Annotated in this window: 22 protein-coding genes; 15 read left to right on the top strand and 7 right to left on the bottom strand. The window is 73.6% G+C overall.

Translation table 11 applies throughout. The annotated features are described in order from the left end of the window. Positions 1-7: 7 nt before the first annotated feature. The 4 genes from OG207_RS11725 (at position 8) to OG207_RS11710 (ending at position 5,708) form a co-directional block, all read left to right on the top strand. A complete protein-coding gene (locus OG207_RS11725; protein ID WP_327382764.1) occupies positions 8-1,234 on the top strand; it encodes an arginine deiminase in 1,227 nt (408 codons plus the stop codon). Positions 1,235-1,359: 125 nt separating this feature from the next. Further along, entirely contained in the window at positions 1,360-2,406 is a 1,047-nt protein-coding gene (gene argF, locus OG207_RS11720) for an ornithine carbamoyltransferase (RefSeq protein WP_329098371.1), read from the top strand. 166 nt (positions 2,407-2,572) lie between these two features. Continuing rightward, entirely contained in the window at positions 2,573-3,400 is an 828-nt protein-coding gene (locus tag OG207_RS11715) for an enoyl-CoA hydratase family protein (protein WP_329098370.1), read from the top strand. A gap of 4 nt (positions 3,401-3,404) precedes the next feature. Further along, complete coding sequence (locus tag OG207_RS11710) at positions 3,405-5,708, top strand: bifunctional salicylyl-CoA 5-hydroxylase/oxidoreductase (RefSeq protein WP_329098368.1); 2,304 nt, start codon at positions 3,405-3,407, stop codon at positions 5,706-5,708. A 42-nt stretch (positions 5,709-5,750) separates the two neighbouring features. Here OG207_RS11710 and OG207_RS11705 read toward each other — a convergent pair whose 3' ends face one another. The 6 genes from OG207_RS11705 to OG207_RS11680 all read right to left on the bottom strand — a co-directional run bounded on the left by OG207_RS11705 (position 5,751) and on the right by OG207_RS11680 (position 11,832). Beyond that, complete coding sequence (locus tag OG207_RS11705) at positions 5,751-7,304, bottom strand: M12 family metallo-peptidase (protein ID WP_329098366.1); 1,554 nt, start codon at positions 7,302-7,304, stop codon at positions 5,751-5,753. A 147-nt stretch (positions 7,305-7,451) separates the two neighbouring features. After that, positions 7,452-7,877, bottom strand: a complete 426-nt coding sequence (locus tag OG207_RS11700; protein ID WP_384834741.1) for an SgcJ/EcaC family oxidoreductase — start codon at positions 7,875-7,877, stop codon at positions 7,452-7,454. A 74-nt stretch (positions 7,878-7,951) separates the two neighbouring features. Beyond that, on the bottom strand, positions 7,952-8,791 hold the full coding sequence (locus OG207_RS11695; RefSeq protein WP_329098365.1) for a GNAT family N-acetyltransferase: 840 nt from the start codon (positions 8,789-8,791) through the stop codon (positions 7,952-7,954). 44 nt (positions 8,792-8,835) lie between these two features. Next, positions 8,836-9,180 carry a hypothetical protein gene (locus OG207_RS11690; RefSeq protein ID WP_329098362.1) on the bottom strand — a complete coding sequence of 115 codons (345 nt, stop codon included), beginning with the start codon at positions 9,178-9,180 and terminating at the stop codon, positions 8,836-8,838. A gap of 186 nt (positions 9,181-9,366) precedes the next feature. Further along, positions 9,367-10,167, bottom strand: a complete 801-nt coding sequence (locus tag OG207_RS11685; RefSeq protein ID WP_329098360.1) for a PaaX family transcriptional regulator — start codon at positions 10,165-10,167, stop codon at positions 9,367-9,369. 9 nt (positions 10,168-10,176) lie between these two features. After that, positions 10,177-11,832, bottom strand: a complete 1,656-nt coding sequence (locus OG207_RS11680) for an AMP-binding protein (protein WP_329098359.1) — start codon at positions 11,830-11,832, stop codon at positions 10,177-10,179. A gap of 145 nt (positions 11,833-11,977) precedes the next feature. On the opposite strand from OG207_RS11680, the gene OG207_RS11675 reads away from it, so the two are divergent. Further along, on the top strand, positions 11,978-13,114 hold the full coding sequence (locus OG207_RS11675) for an acyl-CoA dehydrogenase family protein (protein WP_329098356.1): 1,137 nt from the start codon (positions 11,978-11,980) through the stop codon (positions 13,112-13,114). Then, complete coding sequence (locus OG207_RS11670) at positions 13,111-13,509, top strand: RidA family protein (protein ID WP_329098354.1); 399 nt, start codon at positions 13,111-13,113, stop codon at positions 13,507-13,509. The genes OG207_RS11675 and OG207_RS11670 overlap by 4 nt, the downstream gene beginning before the upstream one ends. Before the next feature lie 515 nt (positions 13,510-14,024). Here OG207_RS11670 and OG207_RS11665 read toward each other — a convergent pair. Then, positions 14,025-15,395: an aminopeptidase P family protein gene (locus tag OG207_RS11665; protein WP_329098352.1), complete on the bottom strand. Its 1,371-nt coding sequence runs from the start codon at positions 15,393-15,395 to the stop codon at positions 14,025-14,027. 173 nt (positions 15,396-15,568) lie between these two features. Between OG207_RS11665 and OG207_RS11660 the strand changes: the two genes are divergently transcribed. The 9 genes from OG207_RS11660 (at position 15,569) to OG207_RS11620 (ending at position 25,831) form a co-directional block, all read left to right on the top strand. Then, the gene (locus OG207_RS11660) at positions 15,569-17,953 is read left to right on the top strand and encodes a collagenase (protein WP_329098351.1); all 2,385 of its coding nucleotides are present in this window, start codon (positions 15,569-15,571) and stop codon (positions 17,951-17,953) included. Between the two features lie 100 nt (positions 17,954-18,053). Beyond that, positions 18,054-19,256 (top strand): NAD(P)/FAD-dependent oxidoreductase, encoded by a 1,203-nt coding sequence (locus tag OG207_RS11655; protein WP_329098349.1) that lies wholly within the window; start codon positions 18,054-18,056, stop codon positions 19,254-19,256. Further along, complete coding sequence (locus OG207_RS11650; protein ID WP_329098348.1) at positions 19,256-19,567, top strand: (2Fe-2S)-binding protein; 312 nt, start codon at positions 19,256-19,258, stop codon at positions 19,565-19,567. Before OG207_RS11655 ends, OG207_RS11650 begins: the two co-directional genes overlap by 1 nt. Positions 19,568-19,616: 49 nt before the next feature. Continuing rightward, positions 19,617-21,080: an FAD/NAD(P)-dependent oxidoreductase gene (locus OG207_RS11645; protein WP_329107568.1), complete on the top strand. Its 1,464-nt coding sequence runs from the start codon at positions 19,617-19,619 to the stop codon at positions 21,078-21,080. A gap of 75 nt (positions 21,081-21,155) precedes the next feature. Then, entirely contained in the window at positions 21,156-22,070 is a 915-nt protein-coding gene (locus OG207_RS11640) for a dihydrodipicolinate synthase family protein (RefSeq protein WP_329098347.1), read from the top strand. Positions 22,071-22,087: 17 nt separating this feature from the next. Then, positions 22,088-23,092, top strand: coding sequence for a proline racemase family protein (locus tag OG207_RS11635; RefSeq protein WP_329098345.1), 1,005 nt, complete (start codon positions 22,088-22,090; stop codon positions 23,090-23,092). Further along, positions 23,089-24,108, top strand: a complete 1,020-nt coding sequence (locus OG207_RS11630) for a proline racemase family protein (protein ID WP_329098343.1) — start codon at positions 23,089-23,091, stop codon at positions 24,106-24,108. The genes OG207_RS11635 and OG207_RS11630 overlap by 4 nt, the downstream gene beginning before the upstream one ends. Before the next feature lie 29 nt (positions 24,109-24,137). Then, positions 24,138-25,046, top strand: a complete 909-nt coding sequence (locus OG207_RS11625) for an ornithine cyclodeaminase family protein (RefSeq protein WP_329107566.1) — start codon at positions 24,138-24,140, stop codon at positions 25,044-25,046. 71 nt (positions 25,047-25,117) lie between these two features. Then, the gene (locus OG207_RS11620) at positions 25,118-25,831 is read left to right on the top strand and encodes a GntR family transcriptional regulator (RefSeq protein ID WP_329098342.1); all 714 of its coding nucleotides are present in this window, start codon (positions 25,118-25,120) and stop codon (positions 25,829-25,831) included. The last annotated feature ends 21 nt before the right edge of the window (positions 25,832-25,852 follow it).

Below are 25,852 nucleotides of genomic sequence, written 5' to 3'. Positions count from 1 at the left end.
GTACGGCATGGGATTCCACGTCGACTCCGAGACCGGGCGGCTTCGCCGCGTCATCCTCCACCGGCCCGACCTGGAGCTGAAGCGGCTCACACCGAGCAACAAGGACGCACTCCTCTTCGACGACGTGCTGTGGGTGCGCCGGGCCCGCCAGGAGCACGACGGCTTCGCGGACGTGCTGCGAGACCGGGGCGTGGAGGTCCACCTCTTCGGTGACCTCCTGTGCGAGGCCCTCGACATCCCGGAAGCGAGACACCTCGTACTGGACCGGGTCTTCGACGAGAAGGAGTACGGGCCGCTCGCCACCGACCACCTGCGGTCGGCGTTCGACGGGCTGACCTCGGCCGAGCTGGCGGAGGCGCTGGTCGGCGGGATGACCAAGCGGGAGTTCCTGGAGCGGCACGCCGAGCCGGTGTCCGTGCGCTTCCACGCCCTGGACCTGGACGGGTTCCTGCTGGGCCCGCTGCCCAACCACCTCTTCACCCGGGACACCTCCGCCTGGATCTACGACGGGGTGTCCATCAACGCGATGCGCTGGCCCGCCCGGCAGCGCGAGACGGTCCACTTCGAGGCGATCTACAAGCACCATCCGCTCTTCACCACCTCCGGCGCCTTCCACTACTGGTCGCAGGGGCAGTCCGACTACCCCTCGACGATCGAGGGCGGGGACGTCCTGGTCATCGGCAACGGGGCGGTGCTGATCGGGATGAGCGAGCGGACCACCCCGCAGGCGGTGGAGATGCTGGCGCGCGGCCTGTTCGCGGCCGGTTCGGCGACGTCCATCGTGGCCCTCGACATGCCCAAGTCGCGGGCCTTCATGCACCTCGACACGGTGATGACGATGGTCGACGGAGATACGTTTACTCAGTACGCCGGGCTCGGGATGCTCCCCTCGTACACGATCGAGCCGGGCGGCGGGCCGCACGAGCTCAAGGTGACCGACCACCCGGAGGACCACATGCACCGGGCCATCGCGGGGGCGCTCGGCCTGGACTCGATCCGGGTGCTGACCGCGACGCAGGACGTGCACTCGGCCGAGCGCGAGCAGTGGGACGACGGGTGCAACGTGCTCGCCGTGGAGCCGGGGGTGGTGGTCGCCTACGAGCGGAACGTGACGACCAACACGCACCTGCGCAAGATGGGCATCGAGGTGATCGAGATCCCGGGCAGCGAGCTGGGACGGGGCCGGGGCGGGCCGCGCTGCATGAGCTGTCCCGTCGAGCGGGACGCGGTCTGAGGCGGGCCGGGCCGGGGGAGGCGTCCCGGGTCCGGGGGGAAGACCCCGGGCCCGGTCTGTATATCAATACAGGGGATCGTATAGACTTCCAACATCCCCTGTCACCGTGACGCTGGAGCGACCCCATGGCCACCGACCTCGCCGGCCGCAGTTTTCTCAAGGAGCTGGACTTCACGGCCGCCGAGTTCCGCGGCCTGATCGAGCTCGCCGCCGACCTGAAGGCGGCCAAGAAGGCCGGGGTCGAGCGGCGCCTGCTCGAGGGTCGGAACATCGCGCTGATCTTCGAGAAGACCTCCACCCGGACCCGCTGCGCCTTCGAGGTCGCCGCTGCGGACCAGGGCGCGCACACCACCTACCTCGACCCCGCCGGCTCCCAGATGGGCCACAAGGAGTCGGTCAAGGACACCGCCCGGGTGCTCGGCCGGATGTTCGACGGGATCGAGTACCGGGGTGACAGCCAGCAGGCCGTCGAGGAGCTCGCCGTCCACTCGGGCGTCCCCGTCTTCAACGGCCTCACCGACGACTGGCACCCGACCCAGATGCTGGCCGACCTGCTCACCATGACCGAGCACACCACCAAGCCGCTGGACCGGATCGCCTTCGCCTACCTCGGCGACGCCCGCTTCAACATGGGCAACTCCTACCTCGTGACCGGTGCGCTGCTGGGCATGGACGTGCGGATCGTCGCGCCCCGGTCCTACTGGCCCGCCGAGTCGGTGGTGGCCGCGGCGCGGGAGCTCGCGGCGCGGAGCGGAGCCCGGCTCACCCTGACCGAGGAGGTCGCCGAGGGGGTCGCCGGGGCGGACTTCGTCGTGACCGACATCTGGGTGTCCATGGGGGAGCCCAAGGAGGTCTGGGACGAGCGGATCGCGGTCCTGTCCCCGTACGCGGTGACCATGGACGTGCTGCGCGCCACCGGGAACCCGGACGTGAAGTTCATGCACTGCCTGCCGGCCTTCCACGACCTCGGCACCAAGGTGGCCCGGGAGATCCACGAGCGGCACGGGCTCGACTCCCTGGAGGTGACGGACGAGGTGTTCGAGTCGGAGCACTCGATCGTCTTCGACGAGGCCGAGAACCGGCTGCACACCATCAAGGCCGTGCTCGTCGCCACCCTCGGTCGACCCGGACGGTCCGGCCAGTCCGGCCAGTCCGGCCGGGGTGACGCATAGTCGTACGCCGCGCCGTGCGCCGCGCCCTGCGCGGGCGGGGCGGGGCGATCGCCGCAGTCGCTCGAGGTCGGGGCCTCCGCCCCACAGGGCCCCACGGGGCCGCTGACGGAGCGCATATGTTGCGCTTCTGTGACGGCAGTCACGATCTGGTGATACCGTCGGTGGCGTGAGCCCCTTCACCGGTTCCACACCAGCGACCGAACGGTGGCACCACCTCCGGGTCACCCGGCAGGACGGCGTCGCCACCGTCACCTTCGACCGCCCCGAGAAGCTGAACGCGCTCACCTTCGGCGCCTACGCCGACCTGCGCGATCTGCTCGGCGAACTGTCCCGCGAGCGCTCCGTCCGCGCCCTCGTGCTCGGCGGAGAGGGGCGCGGCTTCTGCTCCGGCGGGGACGTCGACGAGATCATCGGCGCCACCCTCGCCATGGACACCGCCCAGCTCCTCGACTTCAACCGGATGACCGGCCAGGTGGTGCGCGCACTGCGCGAATGCCCCTTCCCGGTGATCGCAGCCGTACACGGGGTCGCCGCCGGGGCCGGCGCCGTCCTCGCACTCGCCGCCGACTTCCGGATCGCCGACCCCACCGCCCGCTTCGCCTTCCTCTTCACCCGCGTCGGTCTCTCCGGCGGGGACATGGGCGCGGCCTACCTGCTGCCCCGGGTCGTCGGCCTCGGCCACGCCACCCGCCTGCTGATGCTCGGAGAGCCCGTACACGCGGCCGAGGCCGAGCGGATCGGCCTGCTCAGCGAGCTCACCGAGGAGGGCAAGGCCCACGTACGGGCCGCCGAACTCGCCGCGCGCCTGGCCTCGGGCCCCGCCCTCGCCCACGCGCAGACCAAGGCGCTGCTCACCGCCGAGCTCGACATGCCGCTGGCCGCATCCGTGGAACTGGACGCCAACACGCAGGCCCTGCTGATGCACGGCGAGGACTACGCGGAGTTCCACGCGGCCTTCACCGGGAAGCGGCCGCCGGAGTGGAAGGGCAGGTAGTCACATGACTCCTGGTGTCATGCGGGTCGCCGTCGTCGGCGGGGGACCGGGAGGGCTGTACGCCGCCGCGCTGCTGGCCCGCCAGGGCCACACGGTGGAGGTCTGGGAGCGCAACGCCCCGGACGACACCTTCGGTTTTGGCGTCGTCCTCTCCGACGAGACCCTCGGCGGCATCGAGCGGGCCGACACCGTCGTCCACACGGCCCTGAGCGCGGAGTTCGTGCGCTGGGACGACGTGGACATCGTGCACCGCGGCCGACTGCTGACCTCCGGCGGCCACGGCTTCGCGGCCATCGGGCGGCGCCGGCTGCTGGAGATCCTGCACGAGCGCTGCGCGGGCCTCGGCGTCCGCCTCCGCTTCCGCTCCGAGGCCCCGCCGGCGGCCGAACTCGCCGCCTCGTACGACCTGGTGGTCGCGGCCGACGGCGTGCACAGCGCGATCCGGGAGGCCGGCGCCGCGCACTACGGGCCGACGCTGACCGGCGGACGCTGCCGCTACATCTGGCTCGCCGCCGACTTCGCCTTCGACGCCTTCCGCTTCGAGATCGCGGAGACCGAGCACGGGGTCATGCAGCTGCACGCCTACCCCTACGCCCGCCCGTCGCCCGACCACCACCCCTCATCGGGGCCCTCCGGGCCGCAGAACCAATTCGGCGCCTCCACGGTGATCGTGGAGATGCGCGACGAAGTGTGGCGGGCGGCCGGCTTCGACCTGTGCGACGAGGGCGAGTCGGCCGCCCGCTGCGCCAAGATCTTCAGCGAGGCCCTGCGCGGACGGCCGCTGCACGGCAACCGCTCCGCGTGGACACAGTTCCGCACCGTCGTCAACGCGCGCTGGTCGCACCGCAACACGGTGCTGCTCGGCGACGCGGCCCACACCGCCCACTTCTCCATCGGGTCGGGGACCAAACTGGCGGTGGAGGACGCGCTCGCGCTCGCCGAGGCAGTCGGCGCCGTGCCGGACGACGTGCCGGCCGCCCTCGCCGCGTACGAGGCGGCCCGCCGGCCGGCGGTCGCCAGTACCCAGCGGGCCGCGGCCGCGAGCCGGCACTGGTTCGAGGAGATCGCCGGTTACGTCGACCAGCCCGCCCGGCAGTTCGCCTTCAACCTGCTCACCCGCAGCCGCCGGGTCACGCACGACAACCTACGGCTGCGCGACGCACGGTTCACACGGGCCGTGGAAAGGGACTTCGGCTGCCCGGACGGCACCCCCGCGATGTTCACGCCCTTCAACCTGCGGGGGCTGACCCTGCGCAACCGGGTCGTCGTCTCACCGATGGACATGTACTCCGCCGAAGACGGGGTGCCGGGCGACTTCCACCTCGTACACCTGGGCGGGCGCGCCCTCGGCGGGGCCGGGCTGGTGATGACGGAGATGGTCTGCGTGTCCGCCGAGGGTCGCATCACCCCCGGCTGCACCGGCCTCTACACCCGGGAACAGACGGCCGCCTGGAAGCGGATCGCCGACTTCGTCCACGCCTCGGCGCCCGGCACCGCCCTCGGCGTCCAGCTCGGGCACGCCGGCCGCAAGGGCTCGACCCGGGTGATGTGGGAGGGCATGGACGACCCCCTGCCCGAGGGCAACTGGCCGCTGGTGGCCGCCTCCGCCCTGCCCTACCGGCCGGGCGTCTCGGCGCTGCCCCGCGCCCTCGCACACGGGGACCTGGAGGCGCTGCGCTCCGATTTCGCGGCCGCCGCCGTCCGCGCCGCCGACGCGGGATTCGACCTGCTGGAACTGCACTGCGCCCACGGGTACCTGCTCTCCGGCTTCCTGTCCCCCCTGACCAACCACCGTGACGACGAGTACGGCGGCTCCCTGGAGAACCGGCTGCGCTTCCCGCTGGAGGTCTTCGACGCGGTGCGCGCCGTCTGGCCCGAGGACCGCCCGATGACGGTCCGGCTCTCGGCCACCGACTGGGCACCCGGAGGAACCTCGCCCGAGGACGCGGTGCGGATCGCGGCCGCCTTCGCCGACCGTGGCGCGGACGCCATCGACGTCTCGACGGGCCAGGTCGTCGCGGACGAGGCCCCCGAGTACGGGCGCTCGTACCAGACCCCGTACGCCGACCGGATCCGGGCCGCGCTCGGCGTCCCCGTCATCGCCGTCGGAGCCATCTCCTCCTGGGACGACGTGAACTCCCTGCTGCTGGCCGGCCGCGCCGACCTCTGTGCCCTCGGCCGCCCCCACCTCTACGACCCCCACTGGACCCTGCACGCGGCCGCCGAGCAGTCCTACGAAGGCCCCGGCGCGCCCTGGCCGGCCCCGTACCGCGCGGGCAGCCGCACACCGCCGACGGGCCGCGGCTAGGCCGCGGCCCGTACGGGGAGCCGAGTGGTGCGGGGCGTGCCCCTACGGCTGCGGGATCGGGACGAACAGGGCGTTGATGGTCCGGTTCGCGTTCATCGTGAGCTGGTAGTTCGGGTTGTTGCCCTCCAGCTCGATGCCGTCCACCGCCCAGGCGTCGAACTGGAAGCCGGGGTTGGGGACGGCGGTGACGGTGACCTGCGTGCCGGGGTCGTACGGGCCGTACTCGCTGACCCGGACCGTGCCCGCGCCCACGGGGTCGTGCAGCAGGGTGAGGGAGCGGCGGTTGGTCACGAGCGAGGCGCGGTATCCGGCCAGCGTGTCCGCGTTCTGCAGCGCGACGGCGGCGTTGTTGTTCTGGGCGTTGCCCAGGATCTGGCCGTTCCAGGTGCGGTCGGGGGTGGAGTACGAGTTGACCACGTTGCACGCCTGGGGGCAGGCGGTGGAGTACGCCATGAGCGTGCGGTGCTGGCCGTTGGGCGTCACCCAGCCGTAGTTGAACGTGCCCGCGGGAGTGGCGCCGCCCTGGCTGATGACCGTCGCACGGTCGTGCTTCATGCCGAAGTTGTGGCCGATCTCGTGCGCGAGGTTCTCCCAGGCCGTCACGGAGCCGATGCTGGTGACCGAGAACGCGGCACTGTCGGTCGTCGCGGTCGGGCCCGGGTCGGGCAGGCTCGCCGCTCCGGAACTGTCCTCGAAGGGGACGGCGGCCAGGAGCGCCACCAGGTCGCCGCCGTACTGGTTGCGCCGGGCGGCGGCCGTGGCACCGAGGACCGTGTTCGCGGGGTTGCTGATCATGCTGAGCAGGGTGTTGACGTTCTCGTTGGGAACGCCCGTGGCCGCGGTCTGGTAGGTGTGCACGACGTGCACACTGGCCGGCACGTTGTCGGTGGCGAGGGCCCGGTTGAGCTGGTTCACGCCGTAGGAGATGCGGGACTGGACCGCCTGCACACTGCCCATCACCGCGACGGTGGCCGGCGTATAGGCGACGACGATGTCGATGGCGGCCGGGTCGTTGGGCGTGGCGGCCCGCAGACCCGGCTTGTGCGGCTTGTGCGGGTGGTGCGGCTTGTGCGGCTTCTTCGCGGGGACGTTGACCGTGTCGACTCCGATCCCGCTGGGCGGCAGTGCGAGGGAGTCGATCTCCTGCAGCTCGTACCAGCCCGGACGCTCGGCCAGCGGCTGGTAGGCGTACTGGCGGAAACCGATCGTGATGACGCCGGAGAGGGTCACCGGTCCTTCGGTGCAGGCCCCGATGGCGGACACGGAGATGGTGTTCTCCGGGTTCTTCGGGTCGTGGCCGCCCCAGTACACCGTGCCGTCCGGGTCCTGGCGCTGGAAGTCCTGCACCGCGGTGAAGCCCTTTTTGTGGCCGAACAGCGGGAACGTGCGGCGCTCGGGTCTGCCTTCCTTCTGCTCGCCGCACAGCGAGCGGAACGCCTTGGCGTCCGTGCGCTGTGCGGCGGAGCGCACCACCCAGGGCTCGTGCTCGTCCCCGCCCGTTCCGGCGGAGGCGGCGGGTGCGGTGGCGGCGAGTGACAAGGTGGCGGTGAAGGCGGTCGCCGCGGCGGAGGCGGCGAGCAGGAAACGACGGCGCATGAGGGACATTGGCCTCTCTGTGGGGTTTGTCCCGCCGTGTATTCCGTGGCAGGGGCCACGCCACGCCGGTACGACCGCCCCCCGCCCGCCGACCGGGCCGAGGTTCACCCGAATACGGGGCGGGCCCACAAAGGATGCGGCGTCCGGTCAGGCGGCCTGCGCCTTGGGCACCTGCGTGTTCTGGCAGACGGTCAGGAGCCAGCGGCCGTCGTCGTCCTTGGTCATCACGTACGTGGGGACGCCCTCGTCCCCGGGGCCGTCGGCCGAGTGGTAGAGCTGACGGACCTTGACCGCGGCCACGTCCGGGCGGAGGAACTGGAGGTGGGTGACGGTGTAACTGACCCGGCCGTCCCAGCTCGCGCCGGGGAGGACCGCGCGGGTGAACTCGGAGATGGCGTCCAGGCCGATGAGGACCTTGCCGCCGCCGGTGGTCCACAGGGCGTCGGGATGGAAGAGGGAGAGGAAGGCGTCGGGATCCTTGGCCTGCTGGGAGGCCTCGACGGCGGCCACCACCTGGTGAATGGCCTCGATGTCAGCGGTACGGGCCGTGCTTTCGGTCGTCATGTGGATCATCATCGGACCTCAAGGGTGCTTGAGGTCAAGACCCGGCTCGCCCGTCGGTACGGACCCCGCCGCGGGCCGGCCCGTCACGCCGCGACGATCTCGGCGCGGTCCTCGACCGGGGTGTAACCCAGGCGCAGGTAGACGCCGTTGCTGGTGGGGTTGGCCAGGTCCGTGAAGAGGAGGACCTCGGTGGCGCCGGCCGCGTACGCCGCTTCGCTCACCGCGTGCGTGACCCCGGCGGCGTAGCCGCGGCCGCGGTGCTCGGGCGGGGTGTAGACGGGGCCGACGCGGGAGGTCGAGCCGATCGGGCGGGAGAAGCCGGCCAGCGATACGGGGGTCCCGGCGTGCTCCCACAGCCGGAGCCCGCCGTAGGAGATCCGGTCGCGCAGCGCGGCCTCGGAGGGGCTGCCTTGAAGGCCGACCTCCGCTCTGAAGGCCGTGGTCCACTCCAGCAGCAGCGGGAGGTCCGACCCGGTGGCGGACCGGGCCCGTCCGGCCGGAGCGGGGTCCGGGGCGACCAGGCCGGCCAGCCGGTACAGGCGCAGTTCCTCGGCGATCCGGTTGGGGCGCCCCCAGACTTCGGCCAGCGCCTCCGCGTCCGGGCGGCGGGCGTTGAACCGGTGCGTCCCGGCGAGCAGCGGCTCGCCGGCGAGCACGCCCCCGAGTGCCCGGACCGCCTCCCCGGGCAGTACGCCGAGCACGGCAGGGAACGGCGGGGTGCACAGCAGGCCGCCGGCGACGACGCCGTCGGCCCCCGTCCACCAGCCGAAGAAGGGGGTGCCGTCGCCGTAAGCACCGGGCCCGCGGCGCTGCAGCCCGTCGGCCACGGTCAGCAGAAGGGTGTTGGAGACGGGCCGCGCGGCCGCGGCCGGGCCCGCCACGGCCAGATAGGCCGTCAGGTCCGTGGTGAAGGTCCAAGTCATGACCCATCGTGGCGCGGCGCGCGGCCCGCCCGCACCCGGATTTCTCACGCGGGCAGCCACCCCGGCCACCACGGCGGCACGTTGTCCGGCCCGCACCGCTCCAAGTTCCCGGGGTAGCCGTCCAGCGTCCCCTTCGAGGCGAAGAAGACGAGCACCACCACCGCGAGCACGAGCAGGACTGGCACGGGCCGCGACCACAGGGGCAGCGGTCGCGAGAGGAAGGCGATCAGCAGCGCGAGCACGGCGCACCCCGGCACCATCAGCACCAGCAGGAAGGTCATCTCGAACCGACCGCCAGCCTCCCAACCGGCGTCGCAGTACGCGCGGGCGTGCGAAGCGAGTGCGACGGCGGCCCACCCGGCCACGGCTCCGACCAGCGCCGCCGCCACCAGCAGGAGGCCCGTGGCCCGCCGCCCGGCCGGCCCTACCGGTGCCTGGCGCCGGGTCTGCGCCTGGGGCGATGGGTGCCGCGGGGGCGGAGGCGGGGACGGATGCGGGGACGGATGCGGAGGCTGGAACGGGTGCGGAGGGAGATCGGAATGCGCCACACCACCTCGTGACGCGATCCCCTCCGCCTACGGTTGCGCGAACCCGGCCCCGACGTCGCGCAGCCGTTCGTGCAGTTCGGCGAAGACGGCCGCCGCCCGGTCGCCCGGCCAGTCCGCCGGGAGCAGGTCGCGCGGCAGGCCCGGGTCGGCGTACGGCAGCCGACGCCAGGTGTCCAGCGCCCGGAGGTAGTCCCGGTAGGCCTCCTCAGTAGTCGGCTCCGGGCCCGACCGGAGCCGCCGCAGGACGGGTTCGTGCAGGTCGAGGAATTGCTCGTGTTGCTTGGCCAGGGCCGCCAGGTCCCACCAGCGGGCCACCGCCTCGGCGGTCGGGGCGAAACCGAGGTGGGCGCCGCGGAAGAGTTCCACGTACGGGGTCAGGTGCAGCCGCTCCAGGGTGTGCGCGGTTTCCTCGGACAGTCGGGCCGGGGCGATCCACACGCCCGGCGCCACCGCGCCGAAACCGAGCCGGGCCAGCCGTGAGCGGAGCAGGTGCCGCTTGCTCCGTTCCTGCTCGGGGACCGAGAACACCGCCACCAGCCACTCGTCCGTCAGCTGCGGGCTGCCGTAGATCCGTCGGTCGCCGTCGTCCAGCAGCTGCCGGGCCTCCTCGGAGAGCCCGTACGCCGCCGAGCCGTCCGCCGCGCGTTCGGGCAGCAGGAAGCCGCGCCGCTTCAGCCGGGACACCGACGAGCGGACCGACGGGGCGTCCACGCCGGCCGCGCCCAGCAGGCGGATCAGCGCGGCCACCGGGACCGGGCCCTCGAAGGCCCGCCCGTAGGCTCCGTAGAACGTGACGATCAGGGATCGCGGAGTGTGCTGCTCGACCACGGGTTCACTCTAGATCCTGTCGGGCCGGTCGGGTCGGGCTCCGGGATCGCGCAGCCGGAAGCGCTGCAGTTTGCCCGTCGCGGTACGGGGGAGGGCCGGGAGGAAGACGAAGGAGCGCGGGCACTTGTGCGGGGCCAGTTCCGCCCGCATGAAGGTGCGCAGGACCTCCTCCGTCAGCACCGCACCGTCGCGTGCCACGGTGTACGCCACCACGATCTGCCCGCGCCGCTCGTCCGGGAGGCCCACCACCGCCGCCTCCACCACGTCCGGGTGGCGCAGCAGGGTTTCCTCCACCTCGGGGCCCGCGATGTTGTAGCCCGCCGAGACGATCATGTCGTCAGCCCGGGCGACGTAGCGGAAGTAGCCCTCCGGATCGCGCACGTAGGTGTCGCCGGTCAGGTTCCATCCGCCCTGTACGTACTCCCCCTGCCGGGGATCGGCCAGGTAGCGGCAGCCCACCGGGCCGCGCACGGCCAGCAGTCCCGGCTCGTTGTCCGGGACCGGGCGGCCGGCCCGGTCCACCACCCGGGCCTCCCAGCCCGGGACCACCCGGCCCGTCGTACCGGGCCGGATGTCCTCGTCGGCGGCGGAGATGAAGATGTGCAGCAGCTCGGTCGCCCCGATGCCGTTGATGATGCGCAGGCCGGTGCGCTCGTACCAGGCCCGCCAGGTGGCGGCGGGCAGGTTCTCCCCGGCCGAGACGCAGCGGCGCAGCGCCGACAGGTCGTACATGCCCACGTCGTACGGGCCCAGCGCGTCCAGCATCGTCCGGTAGGCGGTGGGCGCGGTGAACAGCACCGTCACCCGGTGCTCCGCGAGGGCGGGCAGCAGCCGGCGCGGCACCGCCTCCTCCAGCAGCAGCGCCGAGGCACCGGCGCGCAGCGGGAAGACGACCAGTCCGCCGAGGCCGAAGGTGAAGCCGAGCGGCGGGCTGCCCGCGAAGACGTCGTCCGGGCGGGGCCGCAGCACGCTGCGGGAGAAGGTGTCGGCGACGGCGAGCAGGTCGCGGTGGAAGTGCATGCAGCCCTTGGGCCGCCCGGTGGTCCCGGAGGTGAAGGCGATCAGGGCCACGTCGTCCGCGGAGGTCGGGGCGGCCGGGAAGGGATCGGGATGTCTGGCGGCCAGCCGGAGCAGGTCCCCCGGGGCCGATCCCCCGTACACGGTGATCCGCAGCCCCGGCACCTCGGCCTTCACCAGGTCGTCCAGCACGTCCGCGTGGCACAGGGCGTGCCCCACCCGGGCCATCGCGCAGACCGTGGCCAGCTCCTGGGCGCGCTGCTGGGGCAGCACGGTGACGGCCACCGCGCCCGCCTTCATCACCGCGAGCCAGCAGGCGGCGAGCCAGGGGCCGGTGGGTCCGCGCAGGAGCACCCGGTTGCCGGGAACCACGCCGAGGTCGGCGGTGAGCGTGTGGGCCAGGCGGTCCACGCGCTGGCGCAGGTCGCCGTACGACCACACCTCGCCCGAGCCGCTGCGGAAGGCCGGGCGGTCGGCGCCGGCCGGGCCGAACCGGGCGATGGTGGCGTCGAGCAGCTCGGCCCCGCAGTTCAGGCGGTCCGGATAGGCCAGCTCGGGCAGCTCGAAGAGGAGCTCCGGCCAGGTGTCCGCGGGTGGCAGGTGGTCACGGGCGAAGGTGTCGGTGTGAGCGGAAGGCTTGAGGTCCAAGGCGGGTCGCCCCCCTTGCAGCGGTCCGGGGTGGGGTGGAGCCGGCCGTGCGGTGGTTCCCCCGGCCACGGCCGGAGGTCCTTCCAGGAGCGTATCGTGATGGTGACGGCAGTCAACAGGACGCGATAGATGCGGGGATGTTCGGATGACCGGATTCGCGCTCGGGGTGGACCAGGAGGAGTGGTGCGGGCAGTTGCGCGCACTGGCGGTGCAGCGGCTGCGGCCACTGGCCGAGAAAGGGGAACCGGGGCGGGTCAACCGGCCGCTGCTGGCGGCGCTGGGGGAGCTGGGCCTGCTGGAGCGGGTGTTCGCCTCGGGCGCGCTGGAACTGTGCCTGCTGCGGGAATCCCTCGCCTACGGTTGCACGGAGGCCGAGACGGCGCTGGCCCTGCAGGGGCTCGGGGCGTACCCGGTCCTGCGGGCCGGGAGCGAGGAGCAGCGGGAGCGCTGGCTGCCGCGGGTGCGCACCGGGCGGGCGGTCGCGGCCTTCGCGCTGAGCGAGCCGGGGGCGGGCTCGGACGCGGCGGCGCTGGCGTTGGCCGCGACAGCCGATGCGGCGGCCGCCGGGGGTGGCTGGCGGCTCAGCGGTGAGAAGTGCTGGATCTCCAACGCCCCCGAGGCGGATTTCTACACCGTGTTCGCCCGAACGGGGGAGGGACCGGGGGCGAAGGGGGTCTCGGCCTTCCTGGTCCCGGCCGACCGCCCCGGACTCTCCGGCGCACCCCTGGACATGCTCTCCCCGCACCCCATCGGCTCCCTCGCCTTCGACGGGGTGCCGGTCGGCCCGCGGGACCTGCTCGGCGAACCCGGACGGGGCTTCCGCGTCGCGATGGACACCCTGAACCTCTTCCGGCCGAGCGTCGGCGCCTTCGCGGTGGGCATGGCCCGGGCCGCGCTGGACGCGACGCTCGCGTACACGGCGGACCGGACCGCGTTCGGCGGAACGCTGAGCGATCTCCAGGCGGTGGCGCACCGGGTGGCCGAGATGGCCACCCGTACGGAGGCGGCCCGGCTGCTGGTGTACGCGGCGGCCGGGGCCTACGACCGGGGGGCCGGGGACGTCCCGCGCCGGGCGGCGATGGCGAAACTGCTGGCCACCGAGACGGCCCAGTACGTGGTCGACCACGCGGTCCAACTGCACGGCGCGGTCGCGCTCCAGCGCGGCCACCTGCTCGAACACCTCTACCGGGAGGTACGGGCACCGCGGATCTACGAGGGGGCGAGCGAGGTGCAGCGCACGATCATCGCGAAGGAGCTGTACGGGGCGGTGGCGGCGCGATGAGCCTGGAGCGGATCAATCCGGCGGAGCTGTCGCCCGCGACGGGTTTCTCGCACGCGGTCGCGGCGACCGGCAGCCGGCTGGTGTTCCTGGCGGGCCAGACCGCCCTGGACGGGGCGGGCAAGGTGGTGGGCGAGAGCCTGCCGGAACAGTTCGAGGTCGCCCTTGCCAACCTCCTGGCGGCCCTGGCCGCGGCGGGCGGCACCCCGGCGGACCTGGCCCGGGTGACGGTGTACGCGGTGGACGTGGCGGCGTACCGGACCCACGCGGCCGAACTGGGCCGCATCTGGCGGCGGTCGGCGGGCCGTGACTATCCGGCGATGGCCGTCATCGGCGTGGTCCGCCTCTGGGACGACGCGGCCCTGGTCGAACTGGACGGGGTGGCGGTCCTCGCCTAGGGGCTCCCGCGGGGGTTGCTGTGCGGTGCGGGGTCGCTGCGCGGTGCTTGGCTGTGGCTGGTCGGGGGTGTTGGGGCTTGGCCCCGTCTCCTGCGCCTCAAGCGCCGGCGGGGCTGGGTGGTGTGGGGCGGTGCCCCGCCGGAGTGTCTCCTCGGCTCGCGCGGTGCGGCATGTCGCGGTGGTGCTCGGTGGTGCGCGCTCGTCCTGCGGGGACACTCCGGCGTGTCCCCGCCCCACGGCAGGGCTCCGACAGTGTCACCCGGACCCACGGACCGCCGGCCTCGTTCCCGGAGCCGGCCCGACGCGTGGGGAGCGGGGACGGGGAGGGGTGTCCCCGCAGGACGAGCGCGCAACCACCGCGCACAGCCGAGACGTGCCCGCCTGGCGCGAGCCGAGGAGACATCCCTCCCCGGCCCCGCGGACCGGCCCACACCGGGCCCGGATCCCGGCCCGCAGGCCGACCCGGACCCGCCCCGCGGAGCGACCCGCACCGGCCTCGCGGAGTGACCCGTCGGTCACCGTTCCAGCAGGTGGCCCATCCAGTCCTCGATGCCGGCCACCGTGCGCGGCAGCGCGCCCGACATCAGGCGGGCGCCGTTCGCCGTGATGACCAGGTCGTCCTCGATGCGGACGCCGATGCCCCGCAGCTCGGCCGGGAGGGTTTCGTCGTCGGGCTGGAGGTAGAGGCCCGGCTCCACCGTCAGGACCTGGCCCTCCTCCAGGACGCCGTCCAGGTAGGTTTCCGCCCTCGCCTTCGCGCAGTCGTGGACGTCCAGCCCCAGCATGTGGCCGCTGCTGCACAGCGTGTACCGCCGGTGCAGGTCGCCCTCCGCGTCCTTCAGGACGCCCCACTCCGCCAGCCCCTCCGCGATCACCCGCATCCCGGCCCGGTGGAAGTCCCCGAAGCTCGCCCCCGGGCGCAGCGCCGCGATGCCCGCCTCCTGGGCGGCCAGGACCAGTTCGTAGACCTGGCGCTGGACGGGGGAGAAGCGGCCCGACAGGGGGAGGGTGCGGGTGATGTCCGCCGTGTAGAGGGTGTCCGTCTCCACGCCCGCGTCCAGGAGGAGCAGTTCCGTCCCGTTCAGCCGGCCGTCGTTGCGGATCCAGTGCAGGGTGCAGGCGTGGGCGCCGGACGCCGCGATCGTCTCGTACCCGGTGCCGTTGCCCTCGGCCCGGGCGCGCAGGCCGAAGACCCCCTCGATCCAGCGCTCGCCGCGCGGGTGCGCCAGCGCGCGCGGCAGGGCCCGTACGACGTCTTCGAAGCCCGCCGTCGTGTGGTCGACGGCCAGCTGGAGCTGCTCGACCTCCCACGCGTCCTTCACCAGGCGCAGCTCCGAGAGGGCGGAGGCGAGTTCGGCGTCGGTGGCCGCGTTGCGGCCGGCCGGTGAGCCGAGTTCGTCCAGGTGGGCGCAGCGGATGCCGGTGAGGCGTTCGGCCTCCGCGAGGTCCGGCCGGCGGCCCACCCAGAACTCCCCGTACCGACGGTCCCGGTAGAACTCCCCGTCCCCGTCCGCCCGCGGCGAGCGCGGCCGCAGGTGCAACACGGCCTCGTGGGCGTGCGGGCCCGACGGCTCCATGACCAGGACGTGGCCCGCCTGGTCCTCGCCGGTGAGGCCGGTCAGCCAGGCGTACGCGCTGTGCGGGCGGAAGCGGTGGTCGCAGTCGTTGGAGCGGACCTTCAGCTCCCCGGCCGGGACGATCAGCCGCTCGCCCGGGAAGCGGGCCGAGAGCCGCGCCCGGCGGGCCGGGGTGACGGCATGGCCGGGGACGCGCGCGGAGTAGGGCAGCGGGGTCGCGGCCCAGTGGCCCGCCATGAACCGGGACAACTCCGGGGACACCGGGCGGTCGTGACTGCCCGTGTTGAGGCGGGTGGACGCGTCGGTCACGAGGACTCCCTCAAGAAAGATGCGAACTGGTGGGCGCACAGGTCTTGTCAGTGCAATTTCACATTACTATGTTACAGCTCACACCGCGGCACGTTAATCCCCGTCAAACGCCGTGTGACGCAGGGCAGTTCACGCACCACCCCCCACCTCGCCTCTCCCTTCAGGAGTCCTCGGTGCTCAAGCACAGAGCTGTGCGCTCTTCCCTCCTCGCCTCCGCCGTGGCCGTGACCCTCCTCGCCACCGCGGGGCAGGCCACCACGCAGGCCGCAGAGTTCGCGGCCCCGGCCACCTTCACCGGCGCACAGGCCGCCCCCGCCACAGCCCCCGGCCCCACGGGGAACCCGTTCGACGAGGTCGACCGCCTGGCCGACCAGAAGGACAACACCCCCGCGCCGGCCCCGGCCCCCGGCGGGCAGGACATCACCGGGCAGGTCCCCGGTGCGGCCACACCCGCCGCCGCGCCCGTCGACGACCTGCAGAAGCGCGGCAAGGCGGTCCAGGCGGCCCCCACCGCGAAGAGCGTCGCCGCGGGCGTCCCCTGCACCCTCGACGGGATCACCGGCCTGACCCCCGAGCAGTTCGCCGACTTCCTCGGCGACCAGGCCGTCCTCGCCGACGGCTGTCTGCGCGGGCTCATCTGGACCTGGGACGCCCGCCTGGCCCCGGTCATGTCGGACGCGCACGTCCAGGCCGTCTCCCGCCGGATATCCGGCTTGGCCGCCGCCCATGACGGGCGCAACTCCTCCCATCTGGAGGAGATGTTCACGTACCTGCACGCGGTCGCCTACCACGACTACTCGCGCTCCGAGATCGACGTCACCGACGCTCCCACCGTCGACGCCATGCGCCGTGCCATCGCCGACTTCGGCGCCGCCGCCCGCACCTTCGACGCGACCCCCAGCAATGCCCGCACCCTGCGCGAGGCCCTTTACGCAGGCAGCGCACCCGGCCTGCGCCAGCACCAGCTCGGCCTCATCAAGAAGGTGCTGGCCACCATGGACCCGGCCCACCCGGCCACCCACCTCGACGCGGGCTGGGCGGGCGCCGCGCTGGCCGCGCTCTCCGTCACCTACCTGGGTGTCTACCCGGGCAACCAGGACGCCGCCTTCCACTCCGCGGTGGCCGCCGACGCCTCCTACCGCGACGCCTTCAAGGCCTTCTCCACCTACACGCACCTCAAGGGCACGGGCAACGCCTGGGTGGTGCGCGACGCGTTGAGCGAGTACGCCCGCTTCGGCCAGGTCGAGGGCCTGCGGGAGCGGGTCGTCGCCGACCTCGGCGCGATGCTCGGCCCCGTCCGCGCCGCCTTCGGCGACGGCAGCGAGCCGTGGGCCAAGGTCGTCTCCTGGCTCAACTTCTACGAGGCCTGCAAACCGTACGGGGTGTGCAAGGAGGACATCGAGAAGCAGCTGTTCCCCTACACCTACTCCTACGACAACGGCGCCATCAAGGTCCGCACCGCCCTGGACCGGGCCACCGTCGACCAGCTGTACTACGCGAGCAAGCAGGTCAAGGCCCAGTACCACCGCGTGCTCGGCACCGACCAGCCGCTCGCGGGCGACCCCAACTCCACGCTCAACATCGTGCTCTACGCCTCCCGCGCCGACTACGTGAACTACCACCCGATCCTGACCGGCTACGGCACCAACAACGGCGGCATCTACATCGAGAACGGCGCCACCTTCTACACCTACCAGCGCCGCGTCCCCCAGGACTCCTCCCTCACCCTCGAGGAGCTCTTCCGCCACGAGTACACGCATTACCTCAACGGCCGCTTCGCGGTGCCCCGCTTCTTCGGCCAGGGCCCCTGGTACGAGGGCGACCGGACGACCGCCATGGACGAGGGCACGGCCGAGTTCTTCGACGGCGCCACCCGCGACAACGGCATCGCCGTCCGCAAGTCCCTCGTCAAGAGCATCATCAGCGACACGGCCGGCGGCGGCCCGCGCATGAGCGTCGAGCAGCTGCTGAACGCCACTTACGACGGCGACGGCTTCCGCTTCTACAGCTACGCGGGCACCTTCTTCGAGTTCCTGTGGACCGAGAAGCCCGCGCTGCTGCGCGAGATGTACGCGCACCTGCGGGCCGACGACGTGGCGGCGTACGACGCCTGGCGCCACCGGACGGGCGCGGACACCTACCTCCAGCGCGACTACGACCGTTTCCTGGACGCGCAGATCGCCAAGGTCGACCAGCTCCACGTGCCGAACACCTCCTTCACCCCGAACGACCGGCTGCGCGACGCGGCGCTCGCCTCGGTGAAGTCCTCCTTCGCCACGGCCACGTACAACACCCCGGACTGCGTGGAGAACGGCGACCCGGGCAAGCGGCGTTTCACCTGCACCGGCCGGATCACCGCGAACCTGAAGAACTGGCGCAGCGACGACCAGAACTTCAAGGACATGTCGGAGACGGTCGACTACTTCATCCTCGACCGGGCGGGCGCGGCCTCGAACAACCTCGCCGACATGAACTGTTCCTTCGGTCCGGTGGAGATCTGGACCAACAAGGTCGCGGGCACCTCCAGTTACAGCTGCGAGGGCCCCCTCCGCAGCTGATCGGCACCCGCCCGGCACCGGACCGGTCCCGCATCCGAGGGGGGTGCGGGACCGGCCCGGGCATCTGGGCAGGCCCTAAAGAATGTGACATATTACTGTCGTGCTCAAGAGACACTCCCTGGACGCCGTGATCATCGGCGCCGGCGTCGTCGGGGCGGCCTGCGCCCACTACGCGGCCCGCGCCGGACTCTCCGTGGCCGTGGTCGACCGGGGCCCCGTGGCGGGCGGCACCACCGGTGCCGGCGAAGGCAACCTGCTCGTCTCCGACAAGGAGGCGGGACCCGAACTCGACCTCGCCCTGCTGTCCACCCGCCTGTGGACCGAACTCGCCGCGGTCCTCCCGCCGGACATCGAGTACGAGCCCAAGGGTGGGCTCGTCGTCGCCCCCGACGAACGGACCGTGAAGGCCCTGCGGCACTTCGCGGAGGGCCAGCGCGCGGTCGGCGTCGACGCGGTCGAAGTGGCGGCGGACACTCTGCACGACCTGGAGCCGCACCTGGCCCCGGGTCTGGCGGGCGGTTTCCACTACCCGCAGGACGCTCAGGTCCAGCCCGCCCAGGCGGCGGCCCGGCTGCTGGCCGCGGCGCGCGCCCCGGGTGCGCCAGGAGCCCCGGCCGCCGAGGTGTACCTCGGCGAGGAGGTGACGGAGATCCTGCTGGACCGGGGCGCCGTCCGCGGGGTGCGCACGCGGCGCCGCGAACTCCTGGCCCCGGCCGTGGTCAATGCGGCCGGCACCTGGGGCGGCCACATCGCCTCGCTGGCCGGGGTCACCCTGCCCGTCCTCCCGCGCCGCGGCTTCGTCCTGGTGACCGAACCGCTGCCGAGGGTGGTCCGGCACAAGGTCTACGCCGCCGACTACATCGCGGACGTCGCCAGCGGCTCCGCCGCCCTGCAGTCCTCGGCGGTGGTCGAGGGCACCCCGTCCGGCCCGGTCCTGATCGGCGCCACCCGGGAGCGGGTCGGCTTCGACCGCACCCTCTCGACGGAGGCCCTGCGCCGCTTGGCCGCCCAGGCGGCGGCGCTCTTCCCCGTCCTGGCCGACGTCCGGGTCATGCGCGCCTACCACGGCTTCCGCCCCTACCTGCCCGACCACCTCCCGGCGATCGGCCCGGACCCGCGGCGCCCCGGGCTGCTGCACGCCTGCGGCCACGAGGGCGCGGGCATCGGCCTGGCGCCCGCCACCGGAGCGCTGATCGCCGCCGCCCTGACGGGGGCCGAACCGCCGCTCCCCGCCCACCCGTTCCGTCCGGACCGCTTCGCCGTGGACCCGGCCGCCACCGACACCCCTGAGGAGCAGCACTGATGCGCAGCCCCCGCGCGCTGGTCGGCGGCAGCCCGGCAGCCGCGCACGAGATCACCTTCGATGGCCGGGAACTGCCCGCCCTGCCCGGCCAGAGCATCGCTGCGGTGCTCTGGAGCGCGGGCGTCCTCGCCTGGCGGACCACGCGGGAGGGCGGCGCCCCGCGCGGAGCGTTCTGCGGGATCGGTAGCTGCTACGACTGCCTGGTCACCGTCAACGGCCGCCCGAACCAGCGCGCCTGCCTGGTCCCGGCCCGGCCGGGGGACTCCGTCACCACCCAGGAAGGAACCGGCCGTGCCGACCTCGCCGTCTGAGCCCGCCGGTCGCGCGGGTCGCGCGGATCCCCCCGCCGCGTCCGCCGCCGTGTCGGAGCGGGCATCTGCCGCCGGTCCCGCGCCCGCCGGCGCGGGTCCGGTCGACCTGGCCGTCGTCGGGGCCGGTCCGGCGGGCCTCGCCGCCGCCGTCACGGCCGCCGGCCTCGGCCTGCGGGTGACCCTCCTCGACGCGGGCGACCGCCCGGGCGGGCAGTTCTACCGCCACCCCGCCCCGGGCCTGGGCGCGGCCCGACCCGAGGCGCTGCACCACGGCTGGGCGCAGTTCGCGACCCGCGAAGCCGCCCTGCGCGCCCACGAGTCGGCCGGCCGGATCACCTACCTCCCGCTCCACCACGTGTGGACGATCGTCCCGGGCGGGGCGGCCGGGGACCGCCGCGGGCACGCCGCGCCCGCCACCGAGTGGATCCTGCACGCCGTCGCCGGTCACGCCCCCGAGGAGCGGGCCGCGACCGTCACGGCCCGGGCCGTGCTCATCGCCACCGGCGCCTACGAGCGGCAACTGCCCTTCCCCGGCTGGACCCTGCCGGGAGTGGTCGGGGCCGGCGGGGCGCAGGCCATGCTCAAGGCAGGGCTGGTCCTACCGGGCCGGCGGGTGGTCGTCGCGGGCAGTGGGCCGCTGTTGCTGGCCGTGGCCGGGTCGCTCGCCGCCGCCGGAGCCGTCGTGCCCGCCGTGGTGGAGGCCGCCGCCTACACCGCGTACGCGGGCCGGGTCCCCGCCCTGCTGCGCAACCCCGGCAAGCTCGTCGAGGCCGCCACCTACGGCGGGGCGCTGGCCCGCCACCACGTCCGGCTCCTCACCCGGCACGCCGTCACCGAGGCGCACGGCACCGACCGGGTCGAGGCCGTCACCGTGGCCCGGCTCGACCGCGACTGGCGACCGCTGCCCGGTACCGGCCGCCGGATCCCCTGCGACGCCCTGGCCGTCGGCCACGGGCTGGTGCCCCAGCTGGAACTCGCCACCGGCCTCGGCTGCGCAACCCGCACCGGCCCGGACGGCACCGTCGCCCTCGTCCTCGACGCCGAGCAGCGGACCTCCGTCCCGGGCATCTGGTCGGCGGGTGAGACCGGTGGCATTGGCGGGGCCCAACTGGCCCTGACCGAGGGCGAACTGGCCGCGCACTCCATCGCGGGTGCGCTGCCCGGGTCCCGGCTCACCCGCGGCCGGGCCCGGCTGCGCGCCTTCGCCGACGCGATGGCCGCAGCCCACCGTCCCGGCGAGGGGTGGACCGGCTGGCTCCGCGACGACGCCGTCGTCTGCCGCTGCGAGGAGGTGTCGGCCGGGCGGATCCGCGAGGCCGTGGGCGACCTCGGCGCGCGGGACGCCCGCAGCGTCAAGCTCCTCACCCGGGCCGGCATGGGTTGGTGCCAGGGCCGGATGTGCGGCCCGGCCGTCGCGGCCCTGGCCGGGGAGGAACCCGTGCCCGACCGGCGGCCGCTGTCCTGCCCCGTTCCGTTGCGCCACCTCGCCGAACTTCCCTGCGCCGAGCACTGATCGGGGCGCCGCGGCCCTTGTGGCCGCGCCACACCCGCTAGTAAAATGTCACACACCACACTAGGGAGCTCTCACATGACCCACGCGCACACCCCCGCGCCCCGCACCCGCCCCTGGCACGGAATCATGGTCGCCACCGCGCTCCCGATGCGCGAGGACCTCACCGTCGATCACGACGCGTACGCCGAGCACGTGGCCTGGCTGATCGCCAACGGCTGCGACGGCGTGGTCCCCAACGGCTCCCTGGGGGAGTACCAGACCCTCACCGACGAGGAGCGGGCGGCCGTCGTGCGCACCGCCGTCGAGGCGGCCGGCGACGGCGCCCGCGTCATGCCCGGCGTCGCCGCCTACGGCAGCGCCGAGGCCCGCCGTTGGGCCGATCAGGCCGCCGAGGCCGGCGCCGGCTCCGTACTCCTGCTGCCCCCCAACGCCTTCCGGGCCGACGAGGACGCCGTACGCGCCCACTACGCCGAGGTCGCCCGCGCCGGGCTGCCCGTCGTCGCGTACAACAACCCCATCGACACCAAGGTGGACCTGACCCCGGACCTGCTCGCCCGGCTCCACGCAGACGGGTCCATCGTCGCCGTCAAGGAGTTCAGCGGGGACGTGCGCCGCGGCTACGAGATCGCCGAGCTCGCCCCCGGCCTCGACCTGCTGATCGGCGCCGACGACGTCCTCCTCGAACTCGCCCTCGCGGGCGCCGTCGGCTGGATCGCCGGCTACCCCAACGCCCTGCCGCGCTCCTGCGCCCAGCTCTACCGGGCCGCCGTCGCCGGGGACCTGGAGACCGCCCTGCCGCTCTACAAGTCCCTGCACTCGCTGCTGCGCTGGGACTCCAAGACCGAGTTCGTCCAGGCCATCAAGCTCTCCATGGACCTGGCCGGGCGCCCCGGCGGCGCCACCCGCCCGCCGCGCTTCCCGCTCACCGGCGAGACCGAGGCCGCCGTCCGCGCCGCTACCGAGAAGGCCCTCGCCGAGGGCCTCAACTAGTCACCGGGGGACCGCACATGCGTACGCGCCACGTCTACCACGCGGTGGACTCGCACACCGAGGGCATGCCGACCCGGGTCATCACCGGAGGAGTCGGGGTGATCCCCGGCGCCACCATGGCCGAGAAGCGACTCCACTTCATCGAGCACACGGACCACGTCCGGACCCTGCTCATGTACGAGCCGCGCGGGCACTCCGCGATGAGCGGCGCGATCCTGCAGCCCCCGACCCGCCCGGACGCCGACTACGGGGTCCTCTACATCGAGGTGTCGGGCCTGCTCCCCATGTGCGGGCACGGCACCATCGGGGTCGCCACCGTCCTCGTCGAGACCGGCATGGTGCCGGTCGTCGAGCCGGTCACCACCGTCCGGCTCGACACCCCGGCCGGGCTGGTGAGCGTGGACGTCCGGGTCGAGGACGGTGCGGCGACCGCCGTCACCCTCACCAACGTGCCCTCCTTCAGCGTCGGCCTCGACCTCAAGACCGAGGTCCCCGGCTTCGGCGCGCTCACCTACGACCTGGCCTACGGCGGCAACTTCTACGCCTTCGTCGAACTCGATTCCCTCGGGCTGCCCTTCGACCGGGCCCGGCGGGACGACCTGCTCGCCGCCGGCCTCGCGGTGATGGACGCGATCAACGCCGGCCCCGACCGGCCCGTCCACCCCGAGAACCCCTCCATCGCCGGGGTCAAGCACGTCTACCTCGCCGCCCCCGGCTCCGACGCCCACCGCTCCCGGCACGCCATGGCCATCCACCCCGGCTGGTTCGACCGCTCGCCCTGCGGTACGGGGACCAGCGCGCGGATGGCCCAGCTGCACGCCCGCGGCCTGCTGGAGCTCGGCGCGGACTTCGTCAACGAGTCCTTCATCGGAACCGAGTTCACCGGCCGGCTGGTCGGAGAGACCACCGTCGGCGGCCTCCCGGCCGTGGTCCCCACGGTCACCGGCCGGGCCTGGATCACCGGCACCGCCCAGTACTTCCTCGACCCCACCGACCCCTTCCCCGGAGGGTTCCTCCTGTGATCACCGTCCGCACGGTGGACTACCACACCGCCGGCGAGCCCTTCCGGATCGTCGACTGCGCACGGGAAGGGATGCCGCCGGTCCCCGGGGACACCGTCGCCGAGCGCTGCGCCACCGTCATCGGCCCGGGCGGTTCCGGGACGGCCCCGCGCCGGGGCGCGCTGGACGACGTACGGCGCCTGCTCGTGCAGGAGCCGCGCGGGCACGCCGGGATGTACGGAGGGTTCGTGGTCCCGGCCGACGACGACGGCGCCCACTTCGGCGTGCTGTTCTGGCACAAGGACGGCTACTCCACCGCCTGCGGCCACGGCACCATGGCCCTCGGGGTCTGGGCCGTGGACACCGGCCGGGTCGCGGCCCCGGACGACGGGGACGCCCCGGTGCGCATCGACGTACCGTCCGGGCGGGTCACCGCCACCGTCCACCGCGGCGGAGGCCGCACCACCGGGGTCACCTTCCGCAACGTCCCGGCCCGGGTCGGGGCCCGCAAGGTGCCCGTCGCCACCTCGTTCGGACTCGCCGAGGTGGACATCGCGCACGCCGGGGCCTGTTACGCCGCCGTCCGCGCGCGCGACCTCGGCCTGGACGTCAACCGGGCGGCGCTGCCCGCCCTGGTGCGGGCCGGACAGGAGATCAGGGCGGCGCTGGCCACCCACCCCGCCACCTGGCACCCGGCCGGCCCGCTGCTCTCCGGGGTCTACGGGGTGATCCTCCACGAGGAGCTGCCCGACACCCCCTTCGGGCCCCACCAGCGCAACGTCACCGTCTTCGCCGACGGGCAGATCGACCGCTCGCCCTGCGGCTCCGGCACCTCGGCGCGGCTGGCGCTGCTCGCCGAGGACGGGCGGCTCGGCCCGGGCGAGGACCTGCTGCACGAGTCGGTCACGGGCACGGTGTTCACCGGGCGGATGCTGGACGGCGGGGTCACCGAGGTCACCGGAACCGCCCACCGCACCGGCGAACACGCCTTCGTGGTCGACCCGCACGACGCCCTCGGCACCGGATTCCTCCTGTGACGGGCGTCCCCCAGCTCGCCGCCGGACCGATGGCCGCCCTGCTCGGTCCGGCGGCGGCCGCCGACGCCGTGGCCGCCGCCCTGCACGGCGGCCTCGACCCGGAGAGCTGCCCGCCGCGTTCCGCGATCGACGTGCCGGGCGGGGGCGAACTGCTCCTGATGCCCGCCGCGTCCGGCGCGTACGCCGGGGTGAAGATCGCCGGGGTCGCGCCCGGGAACCCTACGCGCGGGCTGCCCAGGATCACCGGCTCCTACCTCCTCCTGGACGGGCCCACCCTGCGCCCGCTGGCCCTGATGGACGGCGCGGCGCTGACCACCCTGCGCACCCCGGCGGTCTCCGCCCTCGCGCTGCGCCACCTGGCGCCCGCCGGGCGGCCGCTGCGCCTGGTGCTCTTCGGGTCGGGGCCGCAGGCGCACGGGCATCTGGAAGCGGTGCTGGCCGTGCGGGAGTTGGCCGAGGTGGTGGTGGTCGCCCGAGACCCGGGGGGCGCGGAGCGGCTCGCCGCGTACGCCCGCACCCTGGGCCCGGCCGCCCGGACCGGCACCCCGAAGGCGGTGGCCGACGCCGACCTGGTGATCTGCTGCACCACGGCCCGGGAACCGCTCTTCGACGGGCGCCTCGTCGGGCCGGAGGCCACCGTCGTCGCCGTCGGCTCGCACGAGCCGACGGCCCGGGAGACGGACACCGCCCTCGTGCGACGGGCGGCGGTGTACGTGGAGTCCCGGGCGGCGGCGCTGCGCGAGGCGGGGGACCTGCTGGTCCCGGAGGCCGAGGGGGCCATCGGGCCCGGTCACATCACCGGCACCCTCGCCGATCTGGTGGGCGGCCGGATGCCGGTGGGCGGGCCGCGGAGTTGTCCACAACTCTTCAAGAGCGTGGGCATGGCCTGGGAAGATCTCGCTGTGGCGGTCGCGCTGTACGAGGCCGCCGGAGTGTGAGCAGCGCAACGTGACATTGTACGCTGGTCCTCTCCTCGTCGGCGGTGTACGGGGGTCTCGGAGGAAATGCAATGGGTGACCTGAAGCAGCACAGTCTCATCAAGGCCCAGGAACGCCTCCGCGACCAGGTCGGGCACGCCCTGCGGGCCGCGCTGATAGCGGGTGAGCTGCGCCCCGGGAGCGTCTACTCCGCACCGGGCCTCGCGGCCGAACTCGGCGTCTCGGCCACCCCCGTCCGCGAGGCCATGCTCGACCTGGCCCGGGAAGGGCTGGTCGAGCCGGTCCGCAACAAGGGCTTCCGGATCACCGAGGTCAGTGAGCGCGACCTGGACCAGTTCACCGAGCTGCGCACGATGATCGAGGTGCCGACCATCGGCCGGATCACGAAGATCGCCACGGCCGAGCAGTTGGAGGCGCTGCGTCCCGTCGCCGAGGAGATCGTCACCAGCGCGCGCGAGCACAACCTCATCGGCTACCTGGAGGCCGACCGCCGCTTCCACCTCTCCCTGCTGGCCCTCGCGGGCAACGACCGGCTGGTGGAGACGGTCGGCGACCTGCGCAAGCGGTCCCGGCTCTACGGACTGACCGGCCTGGACGAGGCCGGCAAGTTGGTCTCCTCGGCGGAGGAACACATCGAGCTGCTCGACCTGATGCTGAGCGGCGACGCCGAGGCGGCGATGGAGTGCATGCTCCGCCACCTCGGCCACGTCCGCTCCCTGTGGGCCCAGGGCCGCGACGAACCGGTCGGTCGCGTCCCCGGAGGCCTCGGCTCCGGTCTCCAGTAGCCTCCCGGCGCTCGGCGCCGG

The organism is Streptomyces sp. NBC_01439 (assembly GCF_036227605.1).
Taxonomy (GTDB): Bacteria; Actinomycetota; Actinomycetes; order Streptomycetales; family Streptomycetaceae; genus Streptomyces.
Note: the sequence above shows the minus strand (reverse complement) of the source record. Positions and strands in the feature narration are given on the sequence as shown.

What these genes read in the sequence shown, in the direction of transcription:
- OG207_RS11675 (WP_329098356.1), top strand. Translation starts at nt 11,978, where the DNA reads ATGACCGGATTCGCGCTCGGGGTGGACCAGGAGGAGTGGTGCGGGCAG.
- OG207_RS11710 (WP_329098368.1), top strand. Translation starts at nt 3,405, where the DNA reads ATGACTCCTGGTGTCATGCGGGTCGCCGTCGTCGGCGGGGGACCGGGA.
- argF (WP_329098371.1), top strand. Translation starts at nt 1,360, where the DNA reads ATGGCCACCGACCTCGCCGGCCGCAGTTTTCTCAAGGAGCTGGACTTC.
- OG207_RS11620 (WP_329098342.1), top strand. Translation starts at nt 25,118, where the DNA reads ATGGGTGACCTGAAGCAGCACAGTCTCATCAAGGCCCAGGAACGCCTC.
- OG207_RS11670 (WP_329098354.1), top strand. Translation starts at nt 13,111, where the DNA reads ATGAGCCTGGAGCGGATCAATCCGGCGGAGCTGTCGCCCGCGACGGGT.
- OG207_RS11640 (WP_329098347.1), top strand. Translation starts at nt 21,156, where the DNA reads ATGACCCACGCGCACACCCCCGCGCCCCGCACCCGCCCCTGGCACGGA.
- OG207_RS11695 (WP_329098365.1), bottom strand. Translation starts at nt 8,791, where the DNA reads ATGACTTGGACCTTCACCACGGACCTGACGGCCTATCTGGCCGTGGCG.
- OG207_RS11625 (WP_329107566.1), top strand. Translation starts at nt 24,138, where the DNA reads ATGGCCGCCCTGCTCGGTCCGGCGGCGGCCGCCGACGCCGTGGCCGCC.
- OG207_RS11705 (WP_329098366.1), bottom strand. Translation starts at nt 7,304, where the DNA reads ATGCGCCGTCGTTTCCTGCTCGCCGCCTCCGCCGCGGCGACCGCCTTC.
- OG207_RS11635 (WP_329098345.1), top strand. Translation starts at nt 22,088, where the DNA reads ATGCGTACGCGCCACGTCTACCACGCGGTGGACTCGCACACCGAGGGC.
- OG207_RS11725 (WP_327382764.1), top strand. Translation starts at nt 8, where the DNA reads ATGGGATTCCACGTCGACTCCGAGACCGGGCGGCTTCGCCGCGTCATC.
- OG207_RS11650 (WP_329098348.1), top strand. Translation starts at nt 19,256, where the DNA reads ATGCGCAGCCCCCGCGCGCTGGTCGGCGGCAGCCCGGCAGCCGCGCAC.
- OG207_RS11700 (WP_384834741.1), bottom strand. Translation starts at nt 7,877, where the DNA reads ATGATCCACATGACGACCGAAAGCACGGCCCGTACCGCTGACATCGAG.